Source organism: Nitratireductor sp. OM-1, from assembly GCF_003296175.1.
Taxonomy (GTDB): domain Bacteria; phylum Pseudomonadota; class Alphaproteobacteria; order Rhizobiales; family Rhizobiaceae; genus Nitratireductor; species Nitratireductor aquimarinus.
Map to the genome: position 1 here is coordinate 1,155,933 of NZ_CP029208.1, position 21,324 is coordinate 1,177,256.

Genomic DNA, 21,324 nt, shown 5'->3' on the forward strand with positions numbered 1-21,324 from the left:
CCTCGTCTCTGGAGGGCAAACCCTATCGGTCTGTTCGGCAAAAGAAAAGGCGGCTCAATGGCCGCCTTTTCAAGGTTCTGAACAAGCGCTCTAACCGCGCAGCGTGCCGCCGGTCTGCTTGCCGACATTGGCCACGATGCGGCCGGCGATGGCTTCGAGTTCCTCGTCCGTCAGCGTCTTTTCGCGCGGCTGGATCGAGACTTCGATGGCGACCGACTTCTTGTCTTCGCCGAGCGATGCGCCCTCGAAGATGTCGAACACGCGCACGGCGGTCACGAGCTTCTTGTCGGCTGCCGCGGCTGCCCGCTCGATGGTTGCCGCCTCGACCGATTTGTCGACCACAAAGGCGAAATCGCGGCGCACGAGCTGGAAGGGCGAAAGCTCCAGGCGCGGCTTGGTGCGCGTTGCCTTCGCCTTGGGCTCGGGGATCGTGTCGATGAACACCTCGAAACCGCAGATCGGTCCTTCGGCGTCCAGCGCCTCCAGCGTGCGCGGGTGAATCTCACCGAACGTGGCGAGCACGATCTTGGGTCCAAGACGGATCGTGCCGGAGCGGCCCGGATGATACCAGTCCGGACCACCGGCCACGATCTGCAGCTTGTCGACAGGCGCACCCGCTGCCTCGAGAGCGGCCAGCGCATCGGCCTTGGCGTCGAACACGCCGACCGCTTCGCTGTTGCCTGACCAGTGACGCCCGGAGCCGTCCATCTTTGCCGTGCCGCGGCGGATGCCGCCGGCAACCCGGCGCTGGCCGGCATAGCTGTCATTCTCATAGGTGCTCGACACCTCGAACAGAGCCACATCGGCAAAGCCGCGCGCTGCATTGCGCTGGGCGGCTGCGATCAGGCCCGGCAGCAGCGAGGGGCGCATGTCCGACATGGCTGCGGCAATCGGGTTGGAGAGCTTGAGCGATGCATCGCCACCACCGAAGAGCTTCGCCTGCGCTTCATCGATGAAGGTCCAGGTCACGGCTTCCATCATGCCGCGCACGGCAAGAGCGCGCCGCGCATTGCGGGTGCGGTTCTGCAGGACGGTGAGGATCTGGCTGTTGACCGCGCCGTGGGAGGAGAGGGGCTCGGGCGCGATCTCGTTCACGCCGTGAATGCGCATCACCTCTTCCACCAGATCGGCCTTGCCGTCGATGTCCGGCCGCCAGGACGGCACGGAAACCTCAAGCACGTCGCTCTCGCCCGTGGAGGCGAAGCCGAGACGCTGGAGAATGTCCTTGCTCTCGGCACTCGACACATTGAGACCGGTCAGGCGCTTCACCTCGCTCACCGGGAAGGTGATGCTGCGCGGCTCGTAGCCCTGATAGCCGACCACGCGGCTTTCGCTCGGCTCGCCGCCGCACAGGTCCAGAACGAGCCGGGTGGCGACTTCAAGACCGGGCTCCATCATCTCCGGGTCCGCGCCGCGCTCGAAGCGGTAGCGCGCATCGGTGATGATACCGAGATCGCGGCCGGTGCGGGCGATGTTCATCGCGTCCCAGAGGGCGGATTCGATCAGCACGTCCGTGGTGTTCTCATCGCAGCCCGAGTGCTCGCCGCCCATGATGCCGGCAATCGACTCGACGCCATTGCCATCGGCGATGACGCACATCTCCGGGGTGAGTTTGTACGTGCGCTCGTCAAGCGCCAGAACCGTCTCGCCTTCTTTGGCCCGGCGCACGGTGAGGTCGCCCTTCACCTTGGCGGCGTCGAAGACGTGGAGCGGGCGGCCAAGATCGAAGGTCACATAGTTGGTGATGTCGACCAGCGCGTTGATCGGGCGCAGGCCAATCGCCGTCAGACGCTGCTGCATCCATTTGGGCGAGGGGCCGTTCTTCACACCGCGCACGAGACGCAGCGCGAAGCCGGGGCAAAGCTCCGGTGCTTCGATGGTCAGCTCGACAGGGCACGCGCCCTTGCCGGCAACCGGCGCAATGGGCGCATCCCTGAGCGTGCCAAGGCCGGCAGCCGCCAGATCGCGGGCAATGCCATGCACGCCGGTGCAGTCCGGACGGTTCGGCGTCAGGCCGATCTCGATCACCGGGTCGTCAAGGTTCGCCCAGCTTGCGAATGAAGTGCCGACGGGGGCGTCTTCGGGCAGGTCGATGATGCCGTTGTGCTCGTCCGACATCTGCAGCTCGCGTTCCGAGCACATCATGCCGTGGCTTTCCACGCCGCGGATCTTGCCGACGGAGAGCGTCACGTCGATGCCGGGCACATAAGCGCCGGGCGCCGCGAACGCGCCGACAAGGCCCGCACGCGCATTGGGCGCGCCGCAGACCACCTGAACCGGCTTGCCGTCGCCCGTGTCGACGGAAAGAACCCGCAGCCGGTCGGCATCGGGATGCTGCTCGGCCGTCAGAATCTTCGCGATCACGAACGGCTTCAGCGACGCCTTGTCGTCCACCTCTTCGACCTCAAGGCCGATCATGGTGAGCTTCTCGACGATCTCGTCGAGCGTGGCGTCGGTCTCAAGGTGCTCCTTGAGCCAGGAGAGCGTGAATTTCATGGCATCATTCCTTCGGGTCTTGCCGTTCCAGGATTTTCACCAGCCGGAACCGCTCGCAAACCAGTTTCATATCGGGGCTGAAGCCGCCATTTCGCTGAAAATAGGCCTCATGTTCCTCACGCCAGAATGTCAGCGAGAGGTCTCCCTCGCCTTCGGCGCGTGCAAAATCTTCGTCCACTTCGCTAAAGGCGCGAATGGTGATCTCTACCGTCTCGATTACGGCAGCAGGGCGTCCTTTGCCGTCAAGGACGATATCCTGCCGCCCAACCTGCGGCATTGGCTCGCCGCCGGCCTCGAAGTCGCTCAAGGCCCCGCAGGTCGCCGTCTTGCGCCCGGCAAGCACCAGCTCCAACAGTTCATCTGCCAGCGCCGGGCTGTCGCCGAACGCGAAACGGATCGTCTCGCCATGGCCTTGAGACAAACTCATCAGGCGCTCAATCCGCCGAACAGCGTCGGCAGGTCGAGCGGGCGGAAGCCGTAATGCTCCAGCCAGCGCACATCCGCGTCGAAGTAATCGCGCAGGTCAGGCATGCCGTATTTCAGCGTGGCGATGCGGTCGATGCCCATGCCCCAGGCAAAGCCCTGATACTCGTCCGGATCGAGACCGCAGGCGCGCAGCACATTGGGGTGCACCATGCCGCAGCCGAGGATCTCCATCCAGTCATTGCCCTCGCCGAAGCGCACTTCGCCCGGCTGCGAGCGGTCGCACTGGATGTCCACTTCCAGGCTTGGCTCGGTGAAGGGGAAGAAGGAGGGGCGGAAGCGCATGTTCAGCTGCGGCACCTCGAAGAAGGATTTGCAGAATTCCTGCAGGACCCACTTCATGTTGGCGACATTGGCCGTCTTGTCGATCACCAGCCCTTCGAGCTGGTGGAACATGGGCGAGTGCGTCGCATCCGAATCCTGACGGTAGGTCTTGCCCGGAATGACGATGCGGATCGGCGGTTCCTGGGCTTCCATCGTGTGGATCTGAACCGGCGAGGTGTGCGTGCGCAGGAGTTTGCGCTCACCCTTCTCATCCGGCGGGAAGAAGAAGGTGTCGTGCATCTCGCGGGCCGGATGGCCTTCGGGGAAGTTCAGCGCCGTGAAGTTGTAATAGTCGGTTTCGATGTCCGGACCTTCGGCGATGGCGAAGCCCATATCGGCGAAGATGGCCGTGATCTCGTCGATCACCTGGCTGATCGGGTGGATGCGGCCGCGCTCGGCCGGCGGGCGGCGCACGGGCAGGGTCACGTCGACCTTCTCACGCTCCAGCCGGGCGTCGATGGCGGCTTCGCGCAGCTCGGTGCGCCTTGTGGTCAGCGCTTCGGTGACGCGCGCCTTGAGACCGTTGATCGCCGGGCCCATCACCTGCCGCTCTTCCGGCGACATGGAGCCGAGCGTCTTCAGCATCTGCGAGACCGAGCCCTTCTTGCCGAGCGTCGCAACGCGCACCGCCTCAATCTCCTGCTCGTCGGCGGCCGTGGCGATCTGCCCGGCGATGGTCTTTTCCAGTTCTTCGAGTTCGCTCATGCCTCGTAGCCCTTTTTGGGTTTGATGTCGTGCTGGCTCATTTCGGCGGGGCTGGCCGCCGCGTTGCCGAGAGCCGTTTTGAGAAACCGTGTCGCTTTCAACACGCGCTTGCCGTCGCTGCCAAGCCCCCTGTGCTCGATTGCGCCGAGAAAGGGGATGAGCGGCGAGAGAAATCGGACGATCCGCCGCAGCGCGTCGCGCACTCCGGAAGGCGGGGTGGCGAAATAGGCGTCGAACGCCGCCTGCGGCGTTTCGGGCTGCTTCGCCTGCATGCAGATCTGCAGAAACAGAAGCCAGACGTCACGCGCCTGCGCCGTGGCAAGCGGCATGGAGGCTTCCGGTTCTTCCTCGAAGTCGACGAAGCCCCAGCGTTCATCGCTGGTGATGAACATGTCGCGCGGGTGAGGGCGGCCGTGACACAGCCCGCGCCTGTGCGCGTCGTGCAGAGCCCGCGCTGCGTCTACGAGGAGCCTGTCATGGGCGGCGTCTTCGCCGTGCTGCGCCAGCATGGCCAGCTCGTTCTGGGCGATGGGAGCCACATTCGACAGAACGAGCACCCTGTCGTTGCGGAAGAGCAGTTTCGCCGTTGGCAGCCCTGCTGCGCGGAAGGCTTTGAGCTTGCGCGCTTCACGGTCGATGGCGCTTGCCCTGTTCGTTTTAGGTGACGCGCGCAGAAAGGCGGAGGGCATCAGCGGCGTCAGCGCCGTGTGCAGCCATTTGGCCACCGGCACCCGCTCCACATCATAACGCTTGATCCAGACGGTCTGTCCGTCGAGCACGGCCGAGGAGACGCGCTCGCGCTCACCGGTGATGAGCATGCGCAGCAGTGTCGCCGTCGCTTCCGGCGAAAGAACGTCCTGCTCGTGTCTCGTCTCGTCGTTCATGGTCTTCATCACAAAGAAAAACCCGCGCCAGCCCTGCCAGCGCGGGTTTCCCGAACTAAACCTGATTGCTTCGGGAAGCGCTGGCCTTAGGCGACAGCGCTTTCAAAAGCATTCGGGGTGGTGTCCTTGAGGTACACGAGCGCTTCCTTGGACTTCTTCACCAGAGCGGCGAATGCCTGCGGCTCATGCACGGCCATGTCGGCCAGCACCTTGCGATCGATCTCGATGCCGGCCTTGTTGAGGCCGTCGATGAAGCGGCCATAGGTCAGGCCGTGTTCGCGTGCGCCGGCGTTGATGCGCTGGATCCACAGAGCGCGGAAATTGCGCTTGCGAGCCTTGCGATCGCGGTAGGCGTACTGCATCGACTTTTCGACCGCCTGCTTGGCGATGCGAATGGTGTTCTTGCGACGGCCGTAGAAACCCTTGGCGGCTTTCATGACCTTCTTGTGCTTGGCGTGGGCGGTAACGCCCCTCTTTACGCGTGCCATGACATGATCTCCTTAAATGTGTTCCGGGTTCCTGCGATTACAGGCCGTAGGGCATGAACTTCTTCACGATCTTCGTATCGGGATCGGAAAGAACCATCGTGCCGCGGGCATCGCGGATGAACTTGTTGGAACGCTTGATCATGCCGTGGCGCTTGCCAGCAGCTGCGACTTTCACCTTGCCGGTGGCGGTTACCTTGAACCGCTTCTTGACAGAAGACTTCGTCTTCATCTTGGGCATTTTGCTTCTCCGTTCTTGGCTCACGCCGGTGTTTCGGTGCAAACGGCTCCGCGAGGGGCGCCGGAAATCCGGCGGCGGCCTGAGCCGCATTTCATCTGCTCGGTTCCCTGCGTGTGCTTTTCAGCATTAAGGACCGCCACGGCATGCCCTGCCGGCCGGTCCAGGAACGCGGCCTTATAGCGGGGGGCGAAAGATTGCGCAACTCCTGATTTGGCCGCGTTGCGGGGCGGGGTTGCGGGGCCGGATCAGTAGAGACGGAACAGAATGGGCAGCAGCCCGAGATCCTGGACATATTCGATCAGTTCGAAGGCCGGCATGGCCAGAAAGAAGATCAGGCCGTCCCGCAGCGTTCCGTAAAGCCGCTCCGGCAGGATGGTCAGCGTCTTGGGATCGTGGAAGAGCTTCGGGTTCGGGATGAAGGAAGGCACGCGCGCCGCGTAGGCGTCGTAGGCGTCGCCGAATGTGTCGCGCAGATGGTGTTCTTCGCGCCGCGCGGTGATGCTGAGAATGAAAGCGGCCAGAGCGCCGCAGATCAGCGCCGCGATGATGCTGCCGGTCTGCGCGCCCACACCCATCGCGCCGATGGTGGAGAAGACATAGAGCGGATTGCGCGTGATCGAGTAGGGGCCGTCCTGCACCAGCTCTGCCGCCTTGCGCCCGCCGATATAGAGCGTGCACCAGAGCCTGCCCACGATGGCGATGCCGATCAGGCCGAGGCCGGCGATCTCGATGATCTCCTCAACATCAATGCCGAGTGGCTGGTAATGCGCCCAGCCGGAATGGAAAAAGAGAACGAAGCCGCACAGCAGAGCCGCAATCAGCCAGAAACTGGCGATGCGCAGGCGCTGGAACTGTCCAAGCGCAATCTGGTGAATGGACACGCAAAAACCCCCTAGCAAACCATGTTTATGGTTTTGCTAGGGAGGGAATGCGGCATTTTGTGGGGGAAGAGCCGGACAAAGTTCCGGCTTTATCGCGTCGAACGGCCCCGGCCCTTGCGGGCGCAGGCCTGTTACGTGGTGCGGGGCGCCAGAACCATCATCATCTGGCGGCCTTCGAGCTTGGGCTCGGCTTCCACCTTGGCAATCGGCTCGACCTCTTCCTTGACGCGGTTGAGGAGCTTCATGCCGAGTTCCATATGGGCCATTTCGCGGCCACGGAAACGGAGCGTCAGCTTGACCTTGTCGCCAGCCTCGAAGAAACGGCGCACAGCCTTCATCTTCACCTCATAATCATGAGAGTCGATGTTCGGACGCATCTTGATCTCTTTGATCTCGATGGTCTTCTGCTTCTTGCGCGCCTCGGCAGCCTTCTTCTGAGTCTGATATTTCATCCTGCCGAGATCGGTGATCTTGCACACGGGCGGCTTGGCGTTCGCTGCCACCTCAACCAGGTCAAGTCCGGCCTCTTCTGCAAGACGCAGGGCATCTTCCGTGGCGAGCACGCCGCGGTTGTTGCCTTCGTCGTCGATGAGCTGAATCTGGGGAACCCGGATGTCGCGGTTTGCGCGCGGGCCTTCTACTTTCTGAGGCGGCGCTTTGAATGGTCTGCGAATGGTCGTGATCTCCTCGAATTGTTAAATCACTGGGTTTCGGCACTGTTTAGCCGAGGCGTATGTCGTCTCGGCAGGCGAAGTGTCAATAGCATATAAGGTCAAAAGAATCACGTCGCACCTTTTGATTATGCCGGAAACGGTGCGGTTGAAAGAATTTATCCGGGTAAATAAGGAGCCAAACCATGACGGACGCCACCCCCAGCTTCCTGAAGATCGGCGATACGGACATCGCCTATCGCCACCGGACCGGCAGAGCGCCGGGCGTTGTCTGGCTGGGCGGCTACAAGTCCGACATGCTGGGCACCAAGGCCGAGGCGCTTGATGCGTGGGCCGGCGAGGCGGGACACGCCTTCCTGCGGCATGATTACTCGGGCCATGGCGAGTCCGGCGGCGCCTTCCGCGATGGCACCATATCCCTTTGGCTCGAGCAGAGCCTCGGTGTGTTTCGCGCCATGACCGAAGGCCCGCAGATCCTCGTCGGCTCGTCCATGGGCGCATGGATCGCACTGCGCATGGCGCAGGAACTCAACAGGGCGGGCGAGGGCGACCGGCTGGCCGGCCTTCTTCTTCTTGCGCCCGCGCCCGATTTCACCAGCGTGCTGGTCGAGCCGAAGCTTTCGGACGCCAACCGGCGGGATCTGGAAGAGAAGGGCTATATGGAAGAGCCGTCCGAATATTCCGACGAGCCCTATGTTTACACCCGCGCGCTTTTCGAGGACGGCAGGAAGAACCTGGTGCTCGACGGCGTCATCGACACCCATTGCCCGGTGCATATCCTGCAGGGCAAGGCAGATCCCGATGTGCCTTTCGCCCATGCCATGCGGCTGGCCGAGCATCTGCCGGCAGACGATGTCACCATCTCGCTGATCGGCGATGGCGATCACCGGCTTTCCAGACCCCAGGATATCGCGTTGATCTTGCGGTCGCTGGAAGGTTTGATCGAGCGTCCGGTTTAGGCCAATTGTTGAAATTGGCCGGTGAGTGCGGAAATAAATATAGGAAAAACAAAGGTTTGTCTGTTTCTCGTTTACCATTTCCTTGAAACCTGAAAAACAGCCCCCATCTCGAATTCATGCAACTTCCCGGGGGTTGCATGCTCAAGGAAAGGAACGGGTGATCATGACAAATTCTGCACTTATCCGTCCTGCCTGGACGCCAGCGACGATTGCTCTGATGGTGGTGGGTTTCATGGTTTTCTGGCCGCTCGGCCTCGCCATGCTCGCTTACATTCTGTGGGGTGATCGCCTCGGGGAGTTCAAGAAGGACGTCAACCGCAAGACTGATGAAGTCTTCGCCGGCTGCCGCCGCGCCTCGCGGAGCCAGTCGTTTACCGGCAACGTTGCCTTTGACGACTGGCGCAACAAGGAGCTCGACCGGCTCGCCGAAGAGCGCCGCAAGCTCGACGAGGCGCGTGACGAGTTCGACGAATACATGCGCGAACTGCGCCGCGCCAAGGATCAGGACGAGTTCGATCGTTTTATGAACGAGCGCAACAAGGGCCGCAAATCAGGCCGTGGCAAGTCCGTGCCGGACGTGACCGACGAGGACTGATTTTCCAAAACGGCAGGCATATGACTGGAACGGCATCTCTTTGAGGTGCCGTTTTCTTTGCGCATTTTCGCTCACGAATCGCTTAAACTTTCACCATGGCGCTTGGATTTCTCAACAAAATGATCGGGCTTAAGGTCGCCGCACCGCCGACCGAACGCACGCACCGGGTGGCCGGGCGCGAGCTGCCTTTGCGCATCGTTGAGAATGCGCGCGCCAAGCGCCTGACCCTGCGCATTGAGCCGGGCGGGAGAGGTCTTCGCATCACCGTGCCGCCGGGGCTCTCCCGGTCGCGTGAAGTGGAGGCGTTTCTGGACCGCCACACGGGCTGGCTCGAGGAAAAGCTGAAAAAGCTGCCCGAGCGCCCTGTGGTGCGCGCGGGCATCAAGATCCCGGTGCGTGGTGAGCCGCATCTGATCGTGCATGAGACCGGCCGTCGCGGGGCCGCACATGTCGCCATGCGTGATGGCGCGCCGGTGCTGGTCGTCTATGGCGACCCGGAGCACCTGCCCCGCCGTGTCGCCGATTTCCTGAAGCGCGAGGCAAAGCGCGATATCGAGGCGTTGGTCGCCCGGCATACGGCCACCATCGACAAGCGCGCCCGCGCGATCCGCTTCCGCGACACCAAAAGCCGCTGGGGTTCCTGCACCTCCGACGGCGTTCTTTCCTTCTCCTGGCGCATCATGATGGCCCCGCCGCTGGTGATCGACTATCTGGTCGCCCACGAGGTCGCGCATCTGCGCGAAATGAACCACGGTCCCCGCTTCTGGAAGCTCTGCAAGGAGCTGTCGCCGGAAACGGATCGCTGCAAGGACTGGCTCAAGCGCAACGGAACCGCATTGCAGGCCATCGGCTTTGAGTGACGGTTGTGTTGGGCTGAGTGCGCTTGTGAGATGGCGCTTGGCGTTCCCCATTTCCTCCCGGTTGGCCGCCTGACGCCCCGCATATCCTCGCCTCCAGCCGGCTGGCTCAATCGCGTTGTGCCTCGACTCCGCCGCCTTTTCGTGCGACTTCCCTGACATGACACTCGACGTAAAGATCTGCGGTCTGAAGACCGAGGAAGCGCTGGCTGCCGCGCTGGACGGCGGAGCGAGCCATATCGGCTTCATCTTCTTTGAAAAGAGCCCGCGCCATGTGGAGCCGGATCAGGCCGGACGCCTGCGTGAGGCTGCGCGCGGTCGCGCGGATGTGGTGGCCGTCACGGTCAATGCTGATGACGCGGCGCTCGACGCCATTGTCGCGGCGGCAAAGCCCGATATCCTGCAGCTCCACGGGGCCGAGAGCCCGGAGCGCGTGGCCGAGGTGAAGGCGCGGTACGGATTGCCGGTGATGAAGGCTTTTGCGATCCGCGAGGCAGCCGATCTCGAGAAGATCGCGCCCTATCGTGGCATCGCCGACCGTTTCCTGTTCGACGCCAAGCCGCCGAAGGGATCTGACCTTCCCGGCGGCAATGGTGTATCCTTCGACTGGGAGCTGCTTGCGGCCCTTGACGATGGCGTGGATTACATGCTTTCCGGTGGGCTGAACGCGGCCAATATCGGCGCGGCGCTGAATGCCGCGTCGCCCCGCGCAATTGACATTTCGTCAGGCGTGGAACGTGCGCCCGGTGAGAAAGATCCGGATCTGATACGCAATTTCTTCCGCGCCGTCCGGGCGGCGCGTGAAGGCGATGCGGTTCTGGCATGAGGAGAACACCTTGAACAAACCGGCAGAACCCAATTCCTTCCGGATTGGCCCGGATGATGACGGCATGTTCGGCATTTTCGGCGGCCGGTTCGTTGCCGAAACGCTGATGCCGCTGATCCTCGATCTGGAAAAACACTGGAACGAGGCCAAGGACGATCCGGCGTTTCGGGCCGAGCTCGAATATCTCGGCCGTCACTATACGGGCCGTCCCTCGCCGCTCTATTTCGCAGAACGCCTGACCGAGCATCTGGGCGGCGCGAAGATCTATTTCAAGCGCGAAGACCTGAACCACACCGGTTCTCACAAGATCAACAATTGCCTCGGCCAGATCCTGCTCGCCAAGCGCATGGGCAAGACCCGCATCATCGCCGAGACCGGGGCCGGTCAGCATGGCGTGGCCTCGGCCACCGTGTCGGCCCGCTTCGGCCTGCCCTGCGTGGTCTATATGGGCGCGACCGATGTGGAGCGGCAGAAGCCGAATGTCTTCCGCATGCATCTTCTGGGCGCCGAGGTGAAGCCGGTTTCTTCGGGGCACGGCACGCTGAAAGACGCCATGAACGAGGCGCTGCGCGACTGGGTGACGAATGTTGAAGACACCTATTACCTGATCGGCACGGCGGCAGGCCCGCATCCCTATCCCGAGCTGGTGCGCGATCTTCAGTCGGTGATCGGCACGGAAGCGCGCGAGCAGATCCAGGAGCTGGAGGGCCGGCTGCCCGACGCCATCGTGGCGGCAGTGGGCGGCGGCTCGAACGCCATCGGCCTGTTCCATCCCTTCCTCGATGACCGTCAGGTGGAGATCCACGGCGTCGAGGCCGGCGGACACGGGCTGGAGGGTGACGAGCACTGCGCTTCCATGACGGCGGGCCGTCCGGGCGTGCTGCATGGCAACCGCACCTATCTGTTGCAGAACGATGACGGGCAGATCCTCGACGGGCATTCGGTGTCTGCGGGGCTGGACTATCCCGGTGTCGGGCCGGAGCACAGCTGGCTGAAGGATTCAGGCCGTGTGATCTACTCGCCCGTTCTGGACGATGAGGCGATTGAGGCGTTCCAGATGACAACGCGTCTTGAGGGCATCATCCCGGCGCTGGAATCGGCTCATGCGATTGCCCATGCGATCAAGCTCGCGCCGACCATGGGCAAGGACCAGATCATGATCGTCAATTTCTCCGGTCGCGGAGACAAGGACGTGCATACCGTTGGAAAGATGCTCGGCATGGAGATCTGAACATGTTCGAAATCTATCGCTCCAAGCAAAACCGGCACCACTATGTGGCCATCCGCCAGGACGACGATAGGGAAAACCCGCAGGGGATCCGGGAAAGCCAGAACCTTGCTTTCCTGACCCATGTGGCCGATGACGGCGAACCGCGCATCGCGTTCGATCCCGATGAGGCTAAAAGCCGGATCGAGCGCGATGGGTTCTATGCTTTCGCCGTGACCATCGATATCCGCGAACACGCTGAGGGATGATCTGTTTGCATGGTGTTGCCGCGTTCGTGATCGAGCGCCGAGGCCGCTGCAACCGCAAGGAATGCAAGACGGCGTGGGGGCGCCGCGCTGGATGTACGAGGACCAGAGACTGACATGACCACCCGCATTGACCGCCGCTTTGCGCGGCTGAAGGAAGAGAACCGTCCCGCGCTCGTGACCTATTTCATGGGCGGCGACCCGGACTATGAGACCGCGCTGTCGATCATGAAGGCGCTGCCTGCGGCGGGCAGCGACGTGATCGAGCTGGGCATGCCCTTCTCCGACCCGATGGCCGATGGCCCGGCCATTCAGGCCGCCGGTCTGCGCGCGCTCAAAGGCGGGCAGACGCTTTCCAAAACGCTCCAGATGGCACGCGACTTTCGTCAGGATGACGACGACACGCCCATCGTGATGATGGGCTATTACAACCCGATTTACATCTATGGTGTGGACCGCTTCCTCTCCGATGCGAAGGAAGCGGGCATTGACGGTCTGATCATCGTCGACCTGCCGCCGGAGATGGATCAGGAGCTTTGCGTTCCGGCCATCAAAGCGGGGCTGAACTTCATTCGTCTTGCCACGCCGACGACGGATGAAGCGCGCCTGCCGAAGGTGCTGGAGAACACGTCGGGCTTCGTCTATTACGTGTCGATGACGGGTGTGACGGGTTCGGCCCTGCCGGACACGAACAATGTTTCGGCTGCGGTTTCGCGCATCAAGGAACACACGGACCTGCCGATCTGCGTCGGGTTCGGGGTGAAGACGGCGCGCCAGGCGCGGGCGATTGGCGAGGTCGCGGACGGTGTTGTCGTTGGCAGCGCCATCGTGGCGACCATCGCGCAGTGTTACGACGCCGATGGCAACAGGATCGAAGACCCCGCCGAGGCCGTTGCGACCCTCGTCAAAGGGCTTGCGGACGGCGTGCGGGAAGCGCGCCTTGCTGTTGCCCGATAGACGGCGCATCCTCAGTATCCAGAAGAAAAGAAGGCAAATGGAATGAACTGGATCACCAGCTATGTGAGGCCGAAGATCAACTCGATGCTCGGTCGTCGGGAAATGCCGGAGAACCTCTGGATCAAGGATCCCGAGAGTGGCGAAATGGTCTTCCACAAGGATCTGGAAGACAATCTCTGGGTCATTCCCTCCTCCGGTCATCACATGAAGATTTCCGCCCGCGAGCGGTTGAAGTCCTTCTTTGACGATGGCGAATACGCGGTTCTGGAAAATCCGAAGGTCGTGATCGACCCGCTGAAATTCCGCGATGAGCGCCGCTACACCGACCGCCTGCGCGACGCCAAGGCCAAGACCAGCATGGAAGACGCCGTGCTGAGCGGTGTTGGCCGCGTGGAAGGTCTGGAGCTGGTGGCAACCGTTCAGGACTTCGCCTTCATGGGCGGCTCGCTCGGCATGGCTGCCGGTGAAGCGATCGTCCGCGCCTTCGAGACGGCTGTGGAGCGCAAGCTTCCGCTGGTGCTTTATGCTGCTTCGGGCGGCGCGCGCATGCAGGAGGGCATTCTCTCGCTGATGCAGCTTCCGCGCACCACGGTTGCGCTGGACCGGCTGAAGGAAGCGGGCCTGCCCTACATCGTCGTGCTGACCAACCCGACCACCGGCGGCGTGACGGCGTCCTACGCCATGCTGGGCGATGTTCACATCGCAGAGCCGGGCGCGCTGATCGGCTTTGCCGGTCCCCGCGTGATCGAGCAGACCATTCGCGAGAAGCTGCCGGAAGGCTTCCAGCGGGCTGAATATCTGCGCGACCACGGCATGGTCGACATGGTGGTTTCGCGTCTGGAAATGCGTGAGACCATTGCGCGGCTCCTTAAAATTCTCCTGAAGGAGAAGGTCGAGGCCAAGCCGGAAATCGTCGAAGAGGTGGTGGTTGAAGAGGTCGAGGCCGTTTCGGACGCTGCGCCCGAGGCAGAAGCCGAGCAGCCCAAGGCCTGAGCCAGACTGGCTGTCGCCGGCCGAGACCCCATCCTTCTTCGGACAGGACTGCAATGACCACTCTTTCTGCAGAGCGGGAAATCGAGCGTCTGCTTTCGCTCCATCCCAAGGGCTTCGACCTGTCGCTCGAGCGCGTCACGCGCCTGCTCGAGCGGCTGGGCAACCCGCACCTCAACATGCCGCCCGTCATTCATGTGGCGGGCACCAATGGCAAGGGCTCGGCAACGGCCTTCGCCCGCGCCGTGCTGGAGGCGTCGGGGCGGGTGGTTCACGTCCACACCTCGCCGCATCTGGTGAACTGGCACGAGCGTTACCGGATCGGGGCAGAGGGCGGCGGCAGGCTTGTCGAAGACGCGGTTCTGGCCGATGCCGTGGCGCGGGTCGCCGAGGCCAATGGCGGCGAGGCGATCACCGTCTTTGAAATCCTCACGGCGGTGATGTTCGTGCTCTTTTCCGAGCATCCGGCGGATGTGGCCATTGTCGAGGTGGGGCTTGGCGGGCGTTTCGACGCCACCAATGTCATTCCCCGCCCTGCGGCCAGCCTCATCATGCCGATCTCGCTCGATCACGAGGCTTATCTGGGCGACCGGGTGGAGCTGATCGCGGCCGAGAAGGCCGGGATCATCAAACGCGGCTGTCCTGTCGTGGTCGGACAGCAGCCCTTCGATGCCGCGCGTGAAGTGCTCGTCGATACGGCTGAGCGGCTCACCTGTCCGCTGACCGTCTATGGCGAGGACTTCCTCGCTTTCGAAGAGAATGGCCGCATGATCTATCAGGACAATGACGGTCTGTTCGACATGTCATTGCCCCGGCTCACCGGACGGCATCAGATCGCCAACGCCGCCGCCGCCATCGCGGCGGTCAAGGCGGCGGGTTTTCCCGTTGATCTGCGCGCCGCGGAAACGGCCATGGAGCGCGTTGTGTGGCCGGGCCGTTTGCAGCGGCTCGAGGCTGGCCCGCTGGCAGATCTTGCGCCCGAGGGCTCCGAGATCTGGATCGATGGCGGTCACAATCCCGGCGCGGGTGAGGCGATTGCCGAAGCGCTCGCCTCGGAAGAGGATCGCTCGCCGCGCCCGCTTTTCCTGATCGCCGGCATGATCAACACCAAGGATCAGACGGCGTATTTTCGCGCTTTCGAGGGCATGGCCCGCCATGTCTACACGGTTCCGGTGGCGGCAAGTGATGCCGGCGTGCCAAATGCCGAACTGGCTGCCCGGGCGATGGAGGCGGGGCTTTCCGCCGAACCGGTGCACTCGGTGGCCAATGCGCTGAAGCTCCTGCACGACACGCTTGATGCCGGTCGCGATGGCACCGAGCCGCCGCCGCGCATTCTCATCTGCGGCTCGCTCTACCTGATCGGTGAGGTTCTGGCCGAGAACGGCACGCCACCGCGTTAGTCCGGTTGGAAGGAGCCCGACATCCATGTCCGGCTCCTCCTCCCCTCCGCTCCTTCGTCATCCTCGGACTTGATCCGGGGATCCATGCCGGAAGGTCGGGGACGAACCGCAGCCTTTGAAGATCACGCATCGTTTTCTGCGCCGGTGCCGGGGGGGCGGCAATGGCATGGATCCTATGGTCAAGCCATAGGATGACGAAGTGGGGATTGAGGCACGCTCAAGCTTCGCCCGGGAGAGGCACTCGGGTTCCACCCAGAGCTACCAGCGGCCCCCCTTACACCATCCCCATCAGGCCGCGTCGGATGAGGTCCAGTGCGAGCAGGGTCAGGCCGATCCTGAACCAGCGCCGGAACGTCTCTTCCGGCATTTTCTCCAGAAGACGGCTGCCATAGAGGGTTCCAAGATAGCCCGAGGCGATCATCAGGGCGATGAAGGGCAGCCAGTGCCAGAAGGCGAACCCCGCAACGGCAAACACGACGACCTTCAGTGCGTGCTGCACGGTCATGCCGGCGGCGTGGGTGGCGACCAGCGCCTTTCGGTCATCGGGAATGATCTGCGCGAAGAAGGCGGACAGGAGTGGTCCCGTCGCGCCGACAAACATGGTTGCGAGCGCCAGAACGGCGCTGCCGAAGGCAAGGCCGGCATGGCCGAGGCGGGCCGCCCCTGGGATCTTTGTCCAGGTAACCGCGATGACGAACACGCCCAGAACGAGCTTCAGCAGCGCGTCGGGCAGCTGCACGACGAAATACGCCCCGACGGCGGCGCCGATCAGGCTGCCGAGAATGAACGGTGCGGCGATGGAGAAGCGGATATGCGCGCGCTGGCGCCAGGCGCGCCCGGTGTTGGAGCCGAGCTGGACGGCTCCATGCACGGGGATGAGTGCTGCGACCGGAATGAAGAGGCCGAGCAGCGCCAGCATGGCCACCCCGCCGCCGACGCCGAAAGCGGCTGTCAGCGCCGAAGTGAAGAAGCTGGCGATGATAAGGAGAAGCGCCGGGAGCGCTCCCAGCGTGTCAGGCAGAAATGTCTCCCAGCCGCCCAACAACAGGTCCTAGATCACCGTGCGCCCATTCGGGCGCACAAAGGACAATCCATTTCCCTGATGGAGCATCGGAATAACCGATGCTCTAGAGGAACTGCTTGCGGGTGAACTGGCCTGCCGGGCGATAACGCCACAGATAGGTGGGCAGGATGGCTGCAAGCGAATGCTTCTGGATGCCGAGCCCGTCGAGCGTGCGGCCGGCGGCTTTCGCCTCCTCGGAAACGACATTGTCGGACTTCAGAAGCTTCACCTGGTCGAGCGTCAGCATCGGCTTGGGCAGAAGGCCGAGAATGCGGGCCTGAATGCGCGCCACGAACCAGGGCAGGGAAACGAACCAGCGTTTGCGGTAGGTGGCTTCCAGCATCTCTTCGAGGCATTCGCGGAACGAAAGCACTTCCGGGCCGCCCAGCTCATAGATCTGGCCACCTTCCAGGTCGCCGTCCACGGAGCGGGCATAGGCTTCGGCCACATCGCCCACATAAACAGGCTGGAACTTCGTCTCGCCACCGCCGATGAGCGGCAGGAAGGGCGAGAAACGCGCCAGATTGGCGAAGCGGTTGAAGAAGTCGTCTTCCGGACCGAACACGATGGAGGGGCGAATGATCACCGCATCCTTCACGGTCTCCAGAACCGCCTGCTCGCCCAGCGCCTTGGTGCGGGCGTAGTCGGAGTCGGAATTCAGGTCGGCGCCGATGGCGGAGCCATGCGTCAGCTTCGCGCCGGCTGCACGGGCGGCCTCCGCGACGGCGCGCGCGCCGAAATTCTGCACGGCGTCGAAGGACTGACGGCCGGATTCATAGAGGATGCCGACCAGGTTGATCACATGGTCCGCCCCTTCAACGGCCCGGTCGATGGAGGCGCGGTTGCGCAGGTTTGCCTGCACGGCCTGCACCTGTCCCACATTGCCAAGCGGCTGCAGGTGGATCGCCGAATTGGGGTTGCGGCAGGCAACGCGCACACGATGCCCGCGCTTGGTGAGCGCCTGCACCAGATGACGGCCGACAAAGCCTGAGCCGCCAAAAATGGTGATGAGCTTAGGGTTCTGGCTGATCGTTGCCATTTGCCTCGGTCTCCGATTTCTCAGGGGCTACATAGTCGGTTTCGCGCCAAAGGCAAAGGGCGATGGGGCAACAAGATGAACATGTCGCGGCGCAAGCCGTCATCCCCAGCCCGAAATGGCCCGAAAACTTGGAAAAAAGCCATGAAACGCCTATATCTTGGTCAGTGAGCGCTGACTGATTCGCAGCGCGTTTTTCCCATGCCCTACAGGGGGTTCCCTCCGGGCTCCTGAGTGAAAGAATTTGATGAGCGACACGCCCGAAACTCTCCCAGGCGAACAGGCCGAATACGGCGCGGAATCCATCAAGGTATTGAAGGGGCTGGACGCTGTTCGCAAGCGCCCCGGCATGTATATCGGCGACACGGATGACGGCTCCGGCCTCCATCACATGGTCTATGAGGTGGTCGACAACGCCATCGATGAGGCGCTTGCCGGTCACGCCACGCTGGTGACCGTGACGCTCACCGCTGACGGCTTCGTCACCGTCACGGACAATGGCCGCGGCATTCCCACCGACATGCATGCGGAAGAGGGGGTCTCGGCGGCCGAGGTCATTATGACGCAGCTGCACGCGGGCGGTAAGTTCGACCAGAACTCCTATAAGGTGTCTGGCGGTCTGCACGGCGTGGGCGTGTCCGTGGTGAACGCGCTTTCCACCAAGCTGAAGCTCAAGATCCGCCGCAAGGGCCAGATCCACGAGATGAGCTTCTCGCATGGCGTTGCCGATGCGCCGCTGGCCGTTACGGGCGATGCGGGCAGTGAGACGGGCACGGAAGTGAGCTTCATGCCTTCGCCCGAGACCTTCACCATGACGGAGTTCAACTACGACACGCTGGAGCACCGCCTGCGCGAGCTCGCGTTCCTGAACTCCGGCGTGCGCATCCTGCTGACGGACAAGCGCCATGCCGACGAGAAGAGCCAGGAATTCCTGTTCGACGGCGGCATCGTGGAGTTCGTGAAATATCTCGACCGCGCCAAGAAGCCGCTGATCGAAGCCCCCATAGCCATTGGCGGTGAGAAGGACGGGATCACGGTGGAAGTGGCGATGTGGTGGAACGATTCCTACCACGAGAACGTGCTGTGCTTCACCAACAACATCCCGCAGCGCGATGGCGGCACGCATATGGCCGGCTTCCGTGGCGCGCTGACGCGCCAGGTGACCGGCTATGCAGACAGTTCCGGCCTGACCAAGAAGGAAAAGGTCTCGCTCACGGGCGATGACTGCCGTGAAGGCCTGACGGCCGTTCTCTCGGTCAAGGTGCCGGACCCGAAGTTCTCGTCACAGACCAAGGACAAGCTCGTGTCCTCGGAAGTGCGCCCCGTGGTGGAAAGCCTCGTCAACGAGGCGCTTGGCACATGGTTCGAAGAGCATCCGACGGAAGCCAAGACGCTGATCGGCAAGGTGGTGGAAGCGGCCTCTGCGCGTGAGGCAGCCCGCAAGGCGCGCGAGCTGACGCGCCGCAAGGGCGTGCTCGACATCACCTCGCTGCCGGGCAAACTGGCCGATTGCCAGGAACGCGATCCGGCGAAGTCCGAAATCTTCATCGTCGAGGGTGACTCCGCTGGCGGTTCGGCCAAATCCGGCCGGTCGCGCAAGAACCAGGCGATCCTGCCGCTGCGCGGCAAGATCCTCAATGTGGAGCGCGCCCGCTTCGACCGCATGCTGTCGTCCGACATGATCGGCACGCTGATCACGGCGCTCGGCACCGGCATCGGCAAGGACGAGTTCAACGCCGACAAGCTGCGCTATCACAAGATCATCATCATGACGGACGCCGACGTCGACGGCGCCCACATTCGCACGCTGCTCCTGACCTTCTTCTTCCGGCAGATGCCGGAGCTGATCGAGCGTGGAAACCTCTATATCGCCCAGCCGCCGCTCTACAAGGTGACGCGTGGCAAGTCCGTCCAGTACATCAAGGACGAAGCGGCGTTCGAGGAGTTCCTGATCAATTCCGGTCTTGAGGAAGCAACGCTCGAACTGTCCAATGGCGAAGTGCGTGGCGGGCAGGACCTCAAGCAGGTCATCGACGATGCACGCGGCGTGCGCCAGCTCATCAATGGCCTGCACACACGCTACAGCCGTTCCGTTGTCGAGCAGGCGGCCATTGCCGGTGCGCTCAATGCGGCGGTGCTGGCCGATCCGGGCAGGGCAGCCGAGGCCGCACAGAAGGTGGCCGAACGTCTGGACATGATCTCCGAAGACATCGAACGCGGCTGGGAAGGCCGGGTGAATCCCTCCAATGAGGGCGCTGGCGGATATCTTTTCGAGCGCACCGTGCGCGGCGTGCGCGAAGTGGTGGTGCTGGATTCAGCGCTTGTTGCGTCGGCTGATGCGCGCGCCATTGATCGCTACACCGAGCGCCTGCAGGAGATTTACACCAAGTCTCCGATGCTGCGCCGCAAGGACAAGTCCGAAGTCATCAGCGGGCCGATGGCGTTGCTCGACGCCGTGTTCGCCACGGGGCGCAAGGGCCTCACCATGCAGCGCTACAAAGGGCTGGGCGAGATGAATGCCGAGCAGCTCTGGGAGACGACGCTCGACCCGGATGCGCGTTCGCTGCTTCAGGTGAAGGTGACGGACGCCACCGACGCGGATTCGCTCTTCTCGCGCCTGATGGGCGACGAGGTGGAGCCCCGCCGCGAGTTCATTCAGGACAATGCGCTTTCGGTGGCCAATCTCGACATCTGACCGCTTTGCGAGAAGAACGCTTTTGAAACGGCGCGGAGAGATCCGCGCCGTTTTTCTTTTGTGCTGCGAGGAAGCAGTCGCCGGCCCGGATCGCACTTGTCGACACGCGCGCTGTTTCGCGGGATGATCGGCCAGTCGGGGCAAATCGGGGCCAGAACGGAGGCTGGCGATGCGAGCCTTTTCCTTCAGGAACATCATCATCGCGGCGCTGGCGCTGTGTGCGGTGCTGTTCGCGGTGGGCTGGTTCACGCGTGAGGACCCTGCCGACGCGCCCTACCTTAAAATCCTCGGCGGCGGGTTCATGTTCAACTATCGCGAGGCCGAAATCTTCTACGGTTTCACGGCACAGGTGGTGCGCCCGCTCGCCAGCGGGTCGATCATCGAAGCGACGTTCGAGGATCCGGCGGGTGGTGCGCCGCTGGTGGTTTCCGAACGCGTGAGCACGATGACGGATCGCTACGCGTTGCGCACCCCGCCCGTTCGCGGGGTTGAAGCGAAGAAGCCCTATCGCGTCGAGATCCGGGTCTATGATCGTACGAAGACCACCCTGCTCTGGCAGGAAGAGCACAGCTATGCGAGCCAGATTGCCGATACGGTTGTTCCGGAAAAGCCGCTCACGATCGGTCCGGGCTATCACAGGAACCCGGAGCTTGAACGGCGATAGCGAAGTGGCCTTGGGTGCTGCCTGATTTTTTTTATGAACCTTTCTCCAGCGTGCAGCGACTGACGAATGCTGGAGCATCGGACCGAAAAGTGGAAACCGGTTTTCGGATAGTTCCGATGCTCCATCAAGAGCTTAGGTCGTCCTTGTGCGTCCGTATGGACGCACGGCGATCCGGGGCGCGAATGCCCCTTCTGAAAAACGCTACTGGAGAAACAAAATGTCCTATTCGTTCAACGCACGTCGCTTCGCCATGGTCGCCGCATCGCTTGCCATGATCACCGCAACCGGTCTGCCGACGGCAGGCGTCGCCGGCCAGTTTGCACTGGCCCCGCAGATGGCCGGGCCGGCCATGAACTGCTCCATTCCCAATCATGTGGTCTGTACGATCAGCAGCGCCAAGGGGCTGAAGCTGGTGAAGATCACCGCCAACACGCCGCAGGGCAGCGTGAACCTGGTCAACAAGTCCTACAATGGCTGCCCCAAACAGGTGCAGGTTTCCTGGGACTCGGCCTACCAGATGGCCGGCAAGCAGATCGTGGAATGCAATGGCGGGGGCTTCCGGCTCAAGGCGCGTTGAAGCGCCACCCTCTGATCACCAACACCCGGACGATGCCGCCGGGTACGGGTGGCGGGGCAGCC

General features: G+C 62.9%; 22 protein-coding genes. 12 read left to right on the forward strand and 10 right to left on the reverse strand.

Features of this window, described 5'->3' with window-relative positions; translation table 11 throughout:
• Positions 1 to 90: 90 nt before the first annotated feature.
• From pheT to infC, 8 genes are all read right to left on the reverse strand, one after another.
• A complete protein-coding gene (gene pheT, locus DEJ54_RS05505; protein ID WP_113153684.1) occupies positions 91 to 2,496 on the reverse strand; it encodes a phenylalanine--tRNA ligase subunit beta in 2,406 nt (801 codons plus the stop codon).
• A gap of 4 nt (positions 2,497 to 2,500) precedes the next feature.
• Positions 2,501 to 2,923 (reverse strand): ASCH domain-containing protein, encoded by a 423-nt coding sequence (locus DEJ54_RS05510; RefSeq protein ID WP_204360855.1) that lies wholly within the window; start codon positions 2,921 to 2,923, stop codon positions 2,501 to 2,503.
• Positions 2,923 to 4,008, reverse strand: coding sequence for a phenylalanine--tRNA ligase subunit alpha (pheS, locus tag DEJ54_RS05515; protein WP_113153686.1), 1,086 nt, complete (start codon positions 4,006 to 4,008; stop codon positions 2,923 to 2,925). The genes DEJ54_RS05510 and pheS overlap by 1 nt, the downstream gene beginning before the upstream one ends.
• A complete protein-coding gene (locus DEJ54_RS05520; protein WP_245447710.1) occupies positions 4,005 to 4,901 on the reverse strand; it encodes a lipopolysaccharide kinase InaA family protein in 897 nt (298 codons plus the stop codon). The genes pheS and DEJ54_RS05520 overlap by 4 nt, the downstream gene beginning before the upstream one ends.
• A gap of 77 nt (positions 4,902 to 4,978) precedes the next feature.
• A complete protein-coding gene (rplT, locus tag DEJ54_RS05525) occupies positions 4,979 to 5,380 on the reverse strand; it encodes a 50S ribosomal protein L20 (RefSeq protein WP_007009055.1) in 402 nt (133 codons plus the stop codon).
• A gap of 37 nt (positions 5,381 to 5,417) precedes the next feature.
• Positions 5,418 to 5,618 (reverse strand): 50S ribosomal protein L35, encoded by a 201-nt coding sequence (rpmI, locus tag DEJ54_RS05530; protein WP_007009054.1) that lies wholly within the window; start codon positions 5,616 to 5,618, stop codon positions 5,418 to 5,420.
• Between the two features lie 245 nt (positions 5,619 to 5,863).
• Positions 5,864 to 6,499: an isoprenylcysteine carboxylmethyltransferase family protein gene (locus DEJ54_RS05535; RefSeq protein WP_113153688.1), complete on the reverse strand. Its 636-nt coding sequence runs from the start codon at positions 6,497 to 6,499 to the stop codon at positions 5,864 to 5,866.
• A gap of 131 nt (positions 6,500 to 6,630) precedes the next feature.
• Positions 6,631 to 7,173 carry a translation initiation factor IF-3 gene (infC, locus tag DEJ54_RS05540; RefSeq protein ID WP_113153689.1) on the reverse strand — a complete coding sequence of 181 codons (543 nt, stop codon included), beginning with the start codon at positions 7,171 to 7,173 and terminating at the stop codon, positions 6,631 to 6,633.
• Between the two features lie 182 nt (positions 7,174 to 7,355).
• On the opposite strand from infC, the gene DEJ54_RS05545 reads away from it, so the two are divergent.
• From DEJ54_RS05545 to DEJ54_RS05585, 9 genes are all read left to right on the forward strand, one after another.
• Entirely contained in the window at positions 7,356 to 8,129 is a 774-nt protein-coding gene (locus DEJ54_RS05545; RefSeq protein ID WP_113153690.1) for a carboxylesterase, read from the forward strand.
• Between the two features lie 163 nt (positions 8,130 to 8,292).
• A complete protein-coding gene (locus DEJ54_RS05550) occupies positions 8,293 to 8,724 on the forward strand; it encodes a DUF2852 domain-containing protein (RefSeq protein WP_113156104.1) in 432 nt (143 codons plus the stop codon).
• Between the two features lie 95 nt (positions 8,725 to 8,819).
• Positions 8,820 to 9,584, forward strand: a complete 765-nt coding sequence (locus DEJ54_RS05555) for a M48 family metallopeptidase (protein WP_113153691.1) — start codon at positions 8,820 to 8,822, stop codon at positions 9,582 to 9,584.
• 157 nt (positions 9,585 to 9,741) lie between these two features.
• The gene (locus tag DEJ54_RS05560; protein ID WP_113153692.1) at positions 9,742 to 10,407 is read left to right on the forward strand and encodes a phosphoribosylanthranilate isomerase; all 666 of its coding nucleotides are present in this window, start codon (positions 9,742 to 9,744) and stop codon (positions 10,405 to 10,407) included.
• Between the two features lie 10 nt (positions 10,408 to 10,417).
• Entirely contained in the window at positions 10,418 to 11,638 is a 1,221-nt protein-coding gene (gene trpB / locus DEJ54_RS05565; RefSeq protein WP_113156105.1) for a tryptophan synthase subunit beta, read from the forward strand.
• Positions 11,639 to 11,640: 2 nt separating this feature from the next.
• Entirely contained in the window at positions 11,641 to 11,883 is a 243-nt protein-coding gene (locus tag DEJ54_RS05570) for a hypothetical protein (RefSeq protein WP_113153693.1), read from the forward strand.
• Between the two features lie 114 nt (positions 11,884 to 11,997).
• Positions 11,998 to 12,837 carry a tryptophan synthase subunit alpha gene (gene trpA, locus DEJ54_RS05575; protein ID WP_113153694.1) on the forward strand — a complete coding sequence of 280 codons (840 nt, stop codon included), beginning with the start codon at positions 11,998 to 12,000 and terminating at the stop codon, positions 12,835 to 12,837.
• 42 nt (positions 12,838 to 12,879) lie between these two features.
• Positions 12,880 to 13,830 carry an acetyl-CoA carboxylase, carboxyltransferase subunit beta gene (accD, locus tag DEJ54_RS05580; protein ID WP_113153695.1) on the forward strand — a complete coding sequence of 317 codons (951 nt, stop codon included), beginning with the start codon at positions 12,880 to 12,882 and terminating at the stop codon, positions 13,828 to 13,830.
• Between the two features lie 53 nt (positions 13,831 to 13,883).
• Positions 13,884 to 15,227 carry a folylpolyglutamate synthase/dihydrofolate synthase family protein gene (locus DEJ54_RS05585; protein ID WP_113153696.1) on the forward strand — a complete coding sequence of 448 codons (1,344 nt, stop codon included), beginning with the start codon at positions 13,884 to 13,886 and terminating at the stop codon, positions 15,225 to 15,227.
• A gap of 274 nt (positions 15,228 to 15,501) precedes the next feature.
• Here the strand turns inward: DEJ54_RS05585 and DEJ54_RS05590 are convergent, their stop codons facing one another.
• Both DEJ54_RS05590 and DEJ54_RS05595 read right to left on the reverse strand, forming a co-directional pair.
• The gene (locus DEJ54_RS05590; RefSeq protein ID WP_113153697.1) at positions 15,502 to 16,269 is read right to left on the reverse strand and encodes a sulfite exporter TauE/SafE family protein; all 768 of its coding nucleotides are present in this window, start codon (positions 16,267 to 16,269) and stop codon (positions 15,502 to 15,504) included.
• A gap of 85 nt (positions 16,270 to 16,354) precedes the next feature.
• On the reverse strand, positions 16,355 to 17,329 hold the full coding sequence (locus DEJ54_RS05595) for a complex I NDUFA9 subunit family protein (protein WP_113153698.1): 975 nt from the start codon (positions 17,327 to 17,329) through the stop codon (positions 16,355 to 16,357).
• 244 nt (positions 17,330 to 17,573) lie between these two features.
• On the opposite strand from DEJ54_RS05595, the gene gyrB reads away from it, so the two are divergent.
• From gyrB to DEJ54_RS05610, 3 genes are all read left to right on the forward strand, one after another.
• Complete coding sequence (gene gyrB / locus DEJ54_RS05600) at positions 17,574 to 20,021, forward strand: DNA topoisomerase (ATP-hydrolyzing) subunit B (RefSeq protein WP_113153699.1); 2,448 nt, start codon at positions 17,574 to 17,576, stop codon at positions 20,019 to 20,021.
• Positions 20,022 to 20,190: 169 nt separating this feature from the next.
• Positions 20,191 to 20,685 carry a hypothetical protein gene (locus DEJ54_RS05605; protein WP_113153700.1) on the forward strand — a complete coding sequence of 165 codons (495 nt, stop codon included), beginning with the start codon at positions 20,191 to 20,193 and terminating at the stop codon, positions 20,683 to 20,685.
• Between the two features lie 217 nt (positions 20,686 to 20,902).
• Positions 20,903 to 21,262, forward strand: a complete 360-nt coding sequence (locus DEJ54_RS05610; protein ID WP_113153701.1) for a hypothetical protein — start codon at positions 20,903 to 20,905, stop codon at positions 21,260 to 21,262.
• Positions 21,263 to 21,324 lie beyond the last annotated feature (62 nt).

Excerpts from the sequence above, each read along its gene's own strand:
- rplT (WP_007009055.1), bottom strand. The coding sequence starts at position 5,380 with ATGGCACGCGTAAAGAGGGGCGTTACCGCCCACGCCAAGCACAAGAAG.
- gyrB (WP_113153699.1), top strand. The coding sequence starts at position 17,574 with ATGAGCGACACGCCCGAAACTCTCCCAGGCGAACAGGCCGAATACGGC.
- DEJ54_RS05560 (WP_113153692.1), top strand. The coding sequence starts at position 9,742 with ATGACACTCGACGTAAAGATCTGCGGTCTGAAGACCGAGGAAGCGCTG.
- DEJ54_RS05545 (WP_113153690.1), top strand. The coding sequence starts at position 7,356 with ATGACGGACGCCACCCCCAGCTTCCTGAAGATCGGCGATACGGACATC.
- rpmI (WP_007009054.1), bottom strand. The coding sequence starts at position 5,618 with ATGCCCAAGATGAAGACGAAGTCTTCTGTCAAGAAGCGGTTCAAGGTA.
- DEJ54_RS05550 (WP_113156104.1), top strand. The coding sequence starts at position 8,293 with ATGACAAATTCTGCACTTATCCGTCCTGCCTGGACGCCAGCGACGATT.
- DEJ54_RS05570 (WP_113153693.1), top strand. The coding sequence starts at position 11,641 with ATGTTCGAAATCTATCGCTCCAAGCAAAACCGGCACCACTATGTGGCC.
- DEJ54_RS05555 (WP_113153691.1), top strand. The coding sequence starts at position 8,820 with ATGGCGCTTGGATTTCTCAACAAAATGATCGGGCTTAAGGTCGCCGCA.
- DEJ54_RS05510 (WP_204360855.1), bottom strand. The coding sequence starts at position 2,923 with ATGAGTTTGTCTCAAGGCCATGGCGAGACGATCCGTTTCGCGTTCGGC.
- trpA (WP_113153694.1), top strand. The coding sequence starts at position 11,998 with ATGACCACCCGCATTGACCGCCGCTTTGCGCGGCTGAAGGAAGAGAAC.
- DEJ54_RS05585 (WP_113153696.1), top strand. The coding sequence starts at position 13,884 with ATGACCACTCTTTCTGCAGAGCGGGAAATCGAGCGTCTGCTTTCGCTC.
- DEJ54_RS05595 (WP_113153698.1), bottom strand. The coding sequence starts at position 17,329 with ATGGCAACGATCAGCCAGAACCCTAAGCTCATCACCATTTTTGGCGGC.
- pheS (WP_113153686.1), bottom strand. The coding sequence starts at position 4,008 with ATGAGCGAACTCGAAGAACTGGAAAAGACCATCGCCGGGCAGATCGCC.
- DEJ54_RS05610 (WP_113153701.1), top strand. The coding sequence starts at position 20,903 with ATGTCCTATTCGTTCAACGCACGTCGCTTCGCCATGGTCGCCGCATCG.
- DEJ54_RS05520 (WP_245447710.1), bottom strand. The coding sequence starts at position 4,901 with ATGAAGACCATGAACGACGAGACGAGACACGAGCAGGACGTTCTTTCG.
- accD (WP_113153695.1), top strand. The coding sequence starts at position 12,880 with ATGAACTGGATCACCAGCTATGTGAGGCCGAAGATCAACTCGATGCTC.
- pheT (WP_113153684.1), bottom strand. The coding sequence starts at position 2,496 with ATGAAATTCACGCTCTCCTGGCTCAAGGAGCACCTTGAGACCGACGCC.
- DEJ54_RS05605 (WP_113153700.1), top strand. The coding sequence starts at position 20,191 with ATGCGAGCCTTTTCCTTCAGGAACATCATCATCGCGGCGCTGGCGCTG.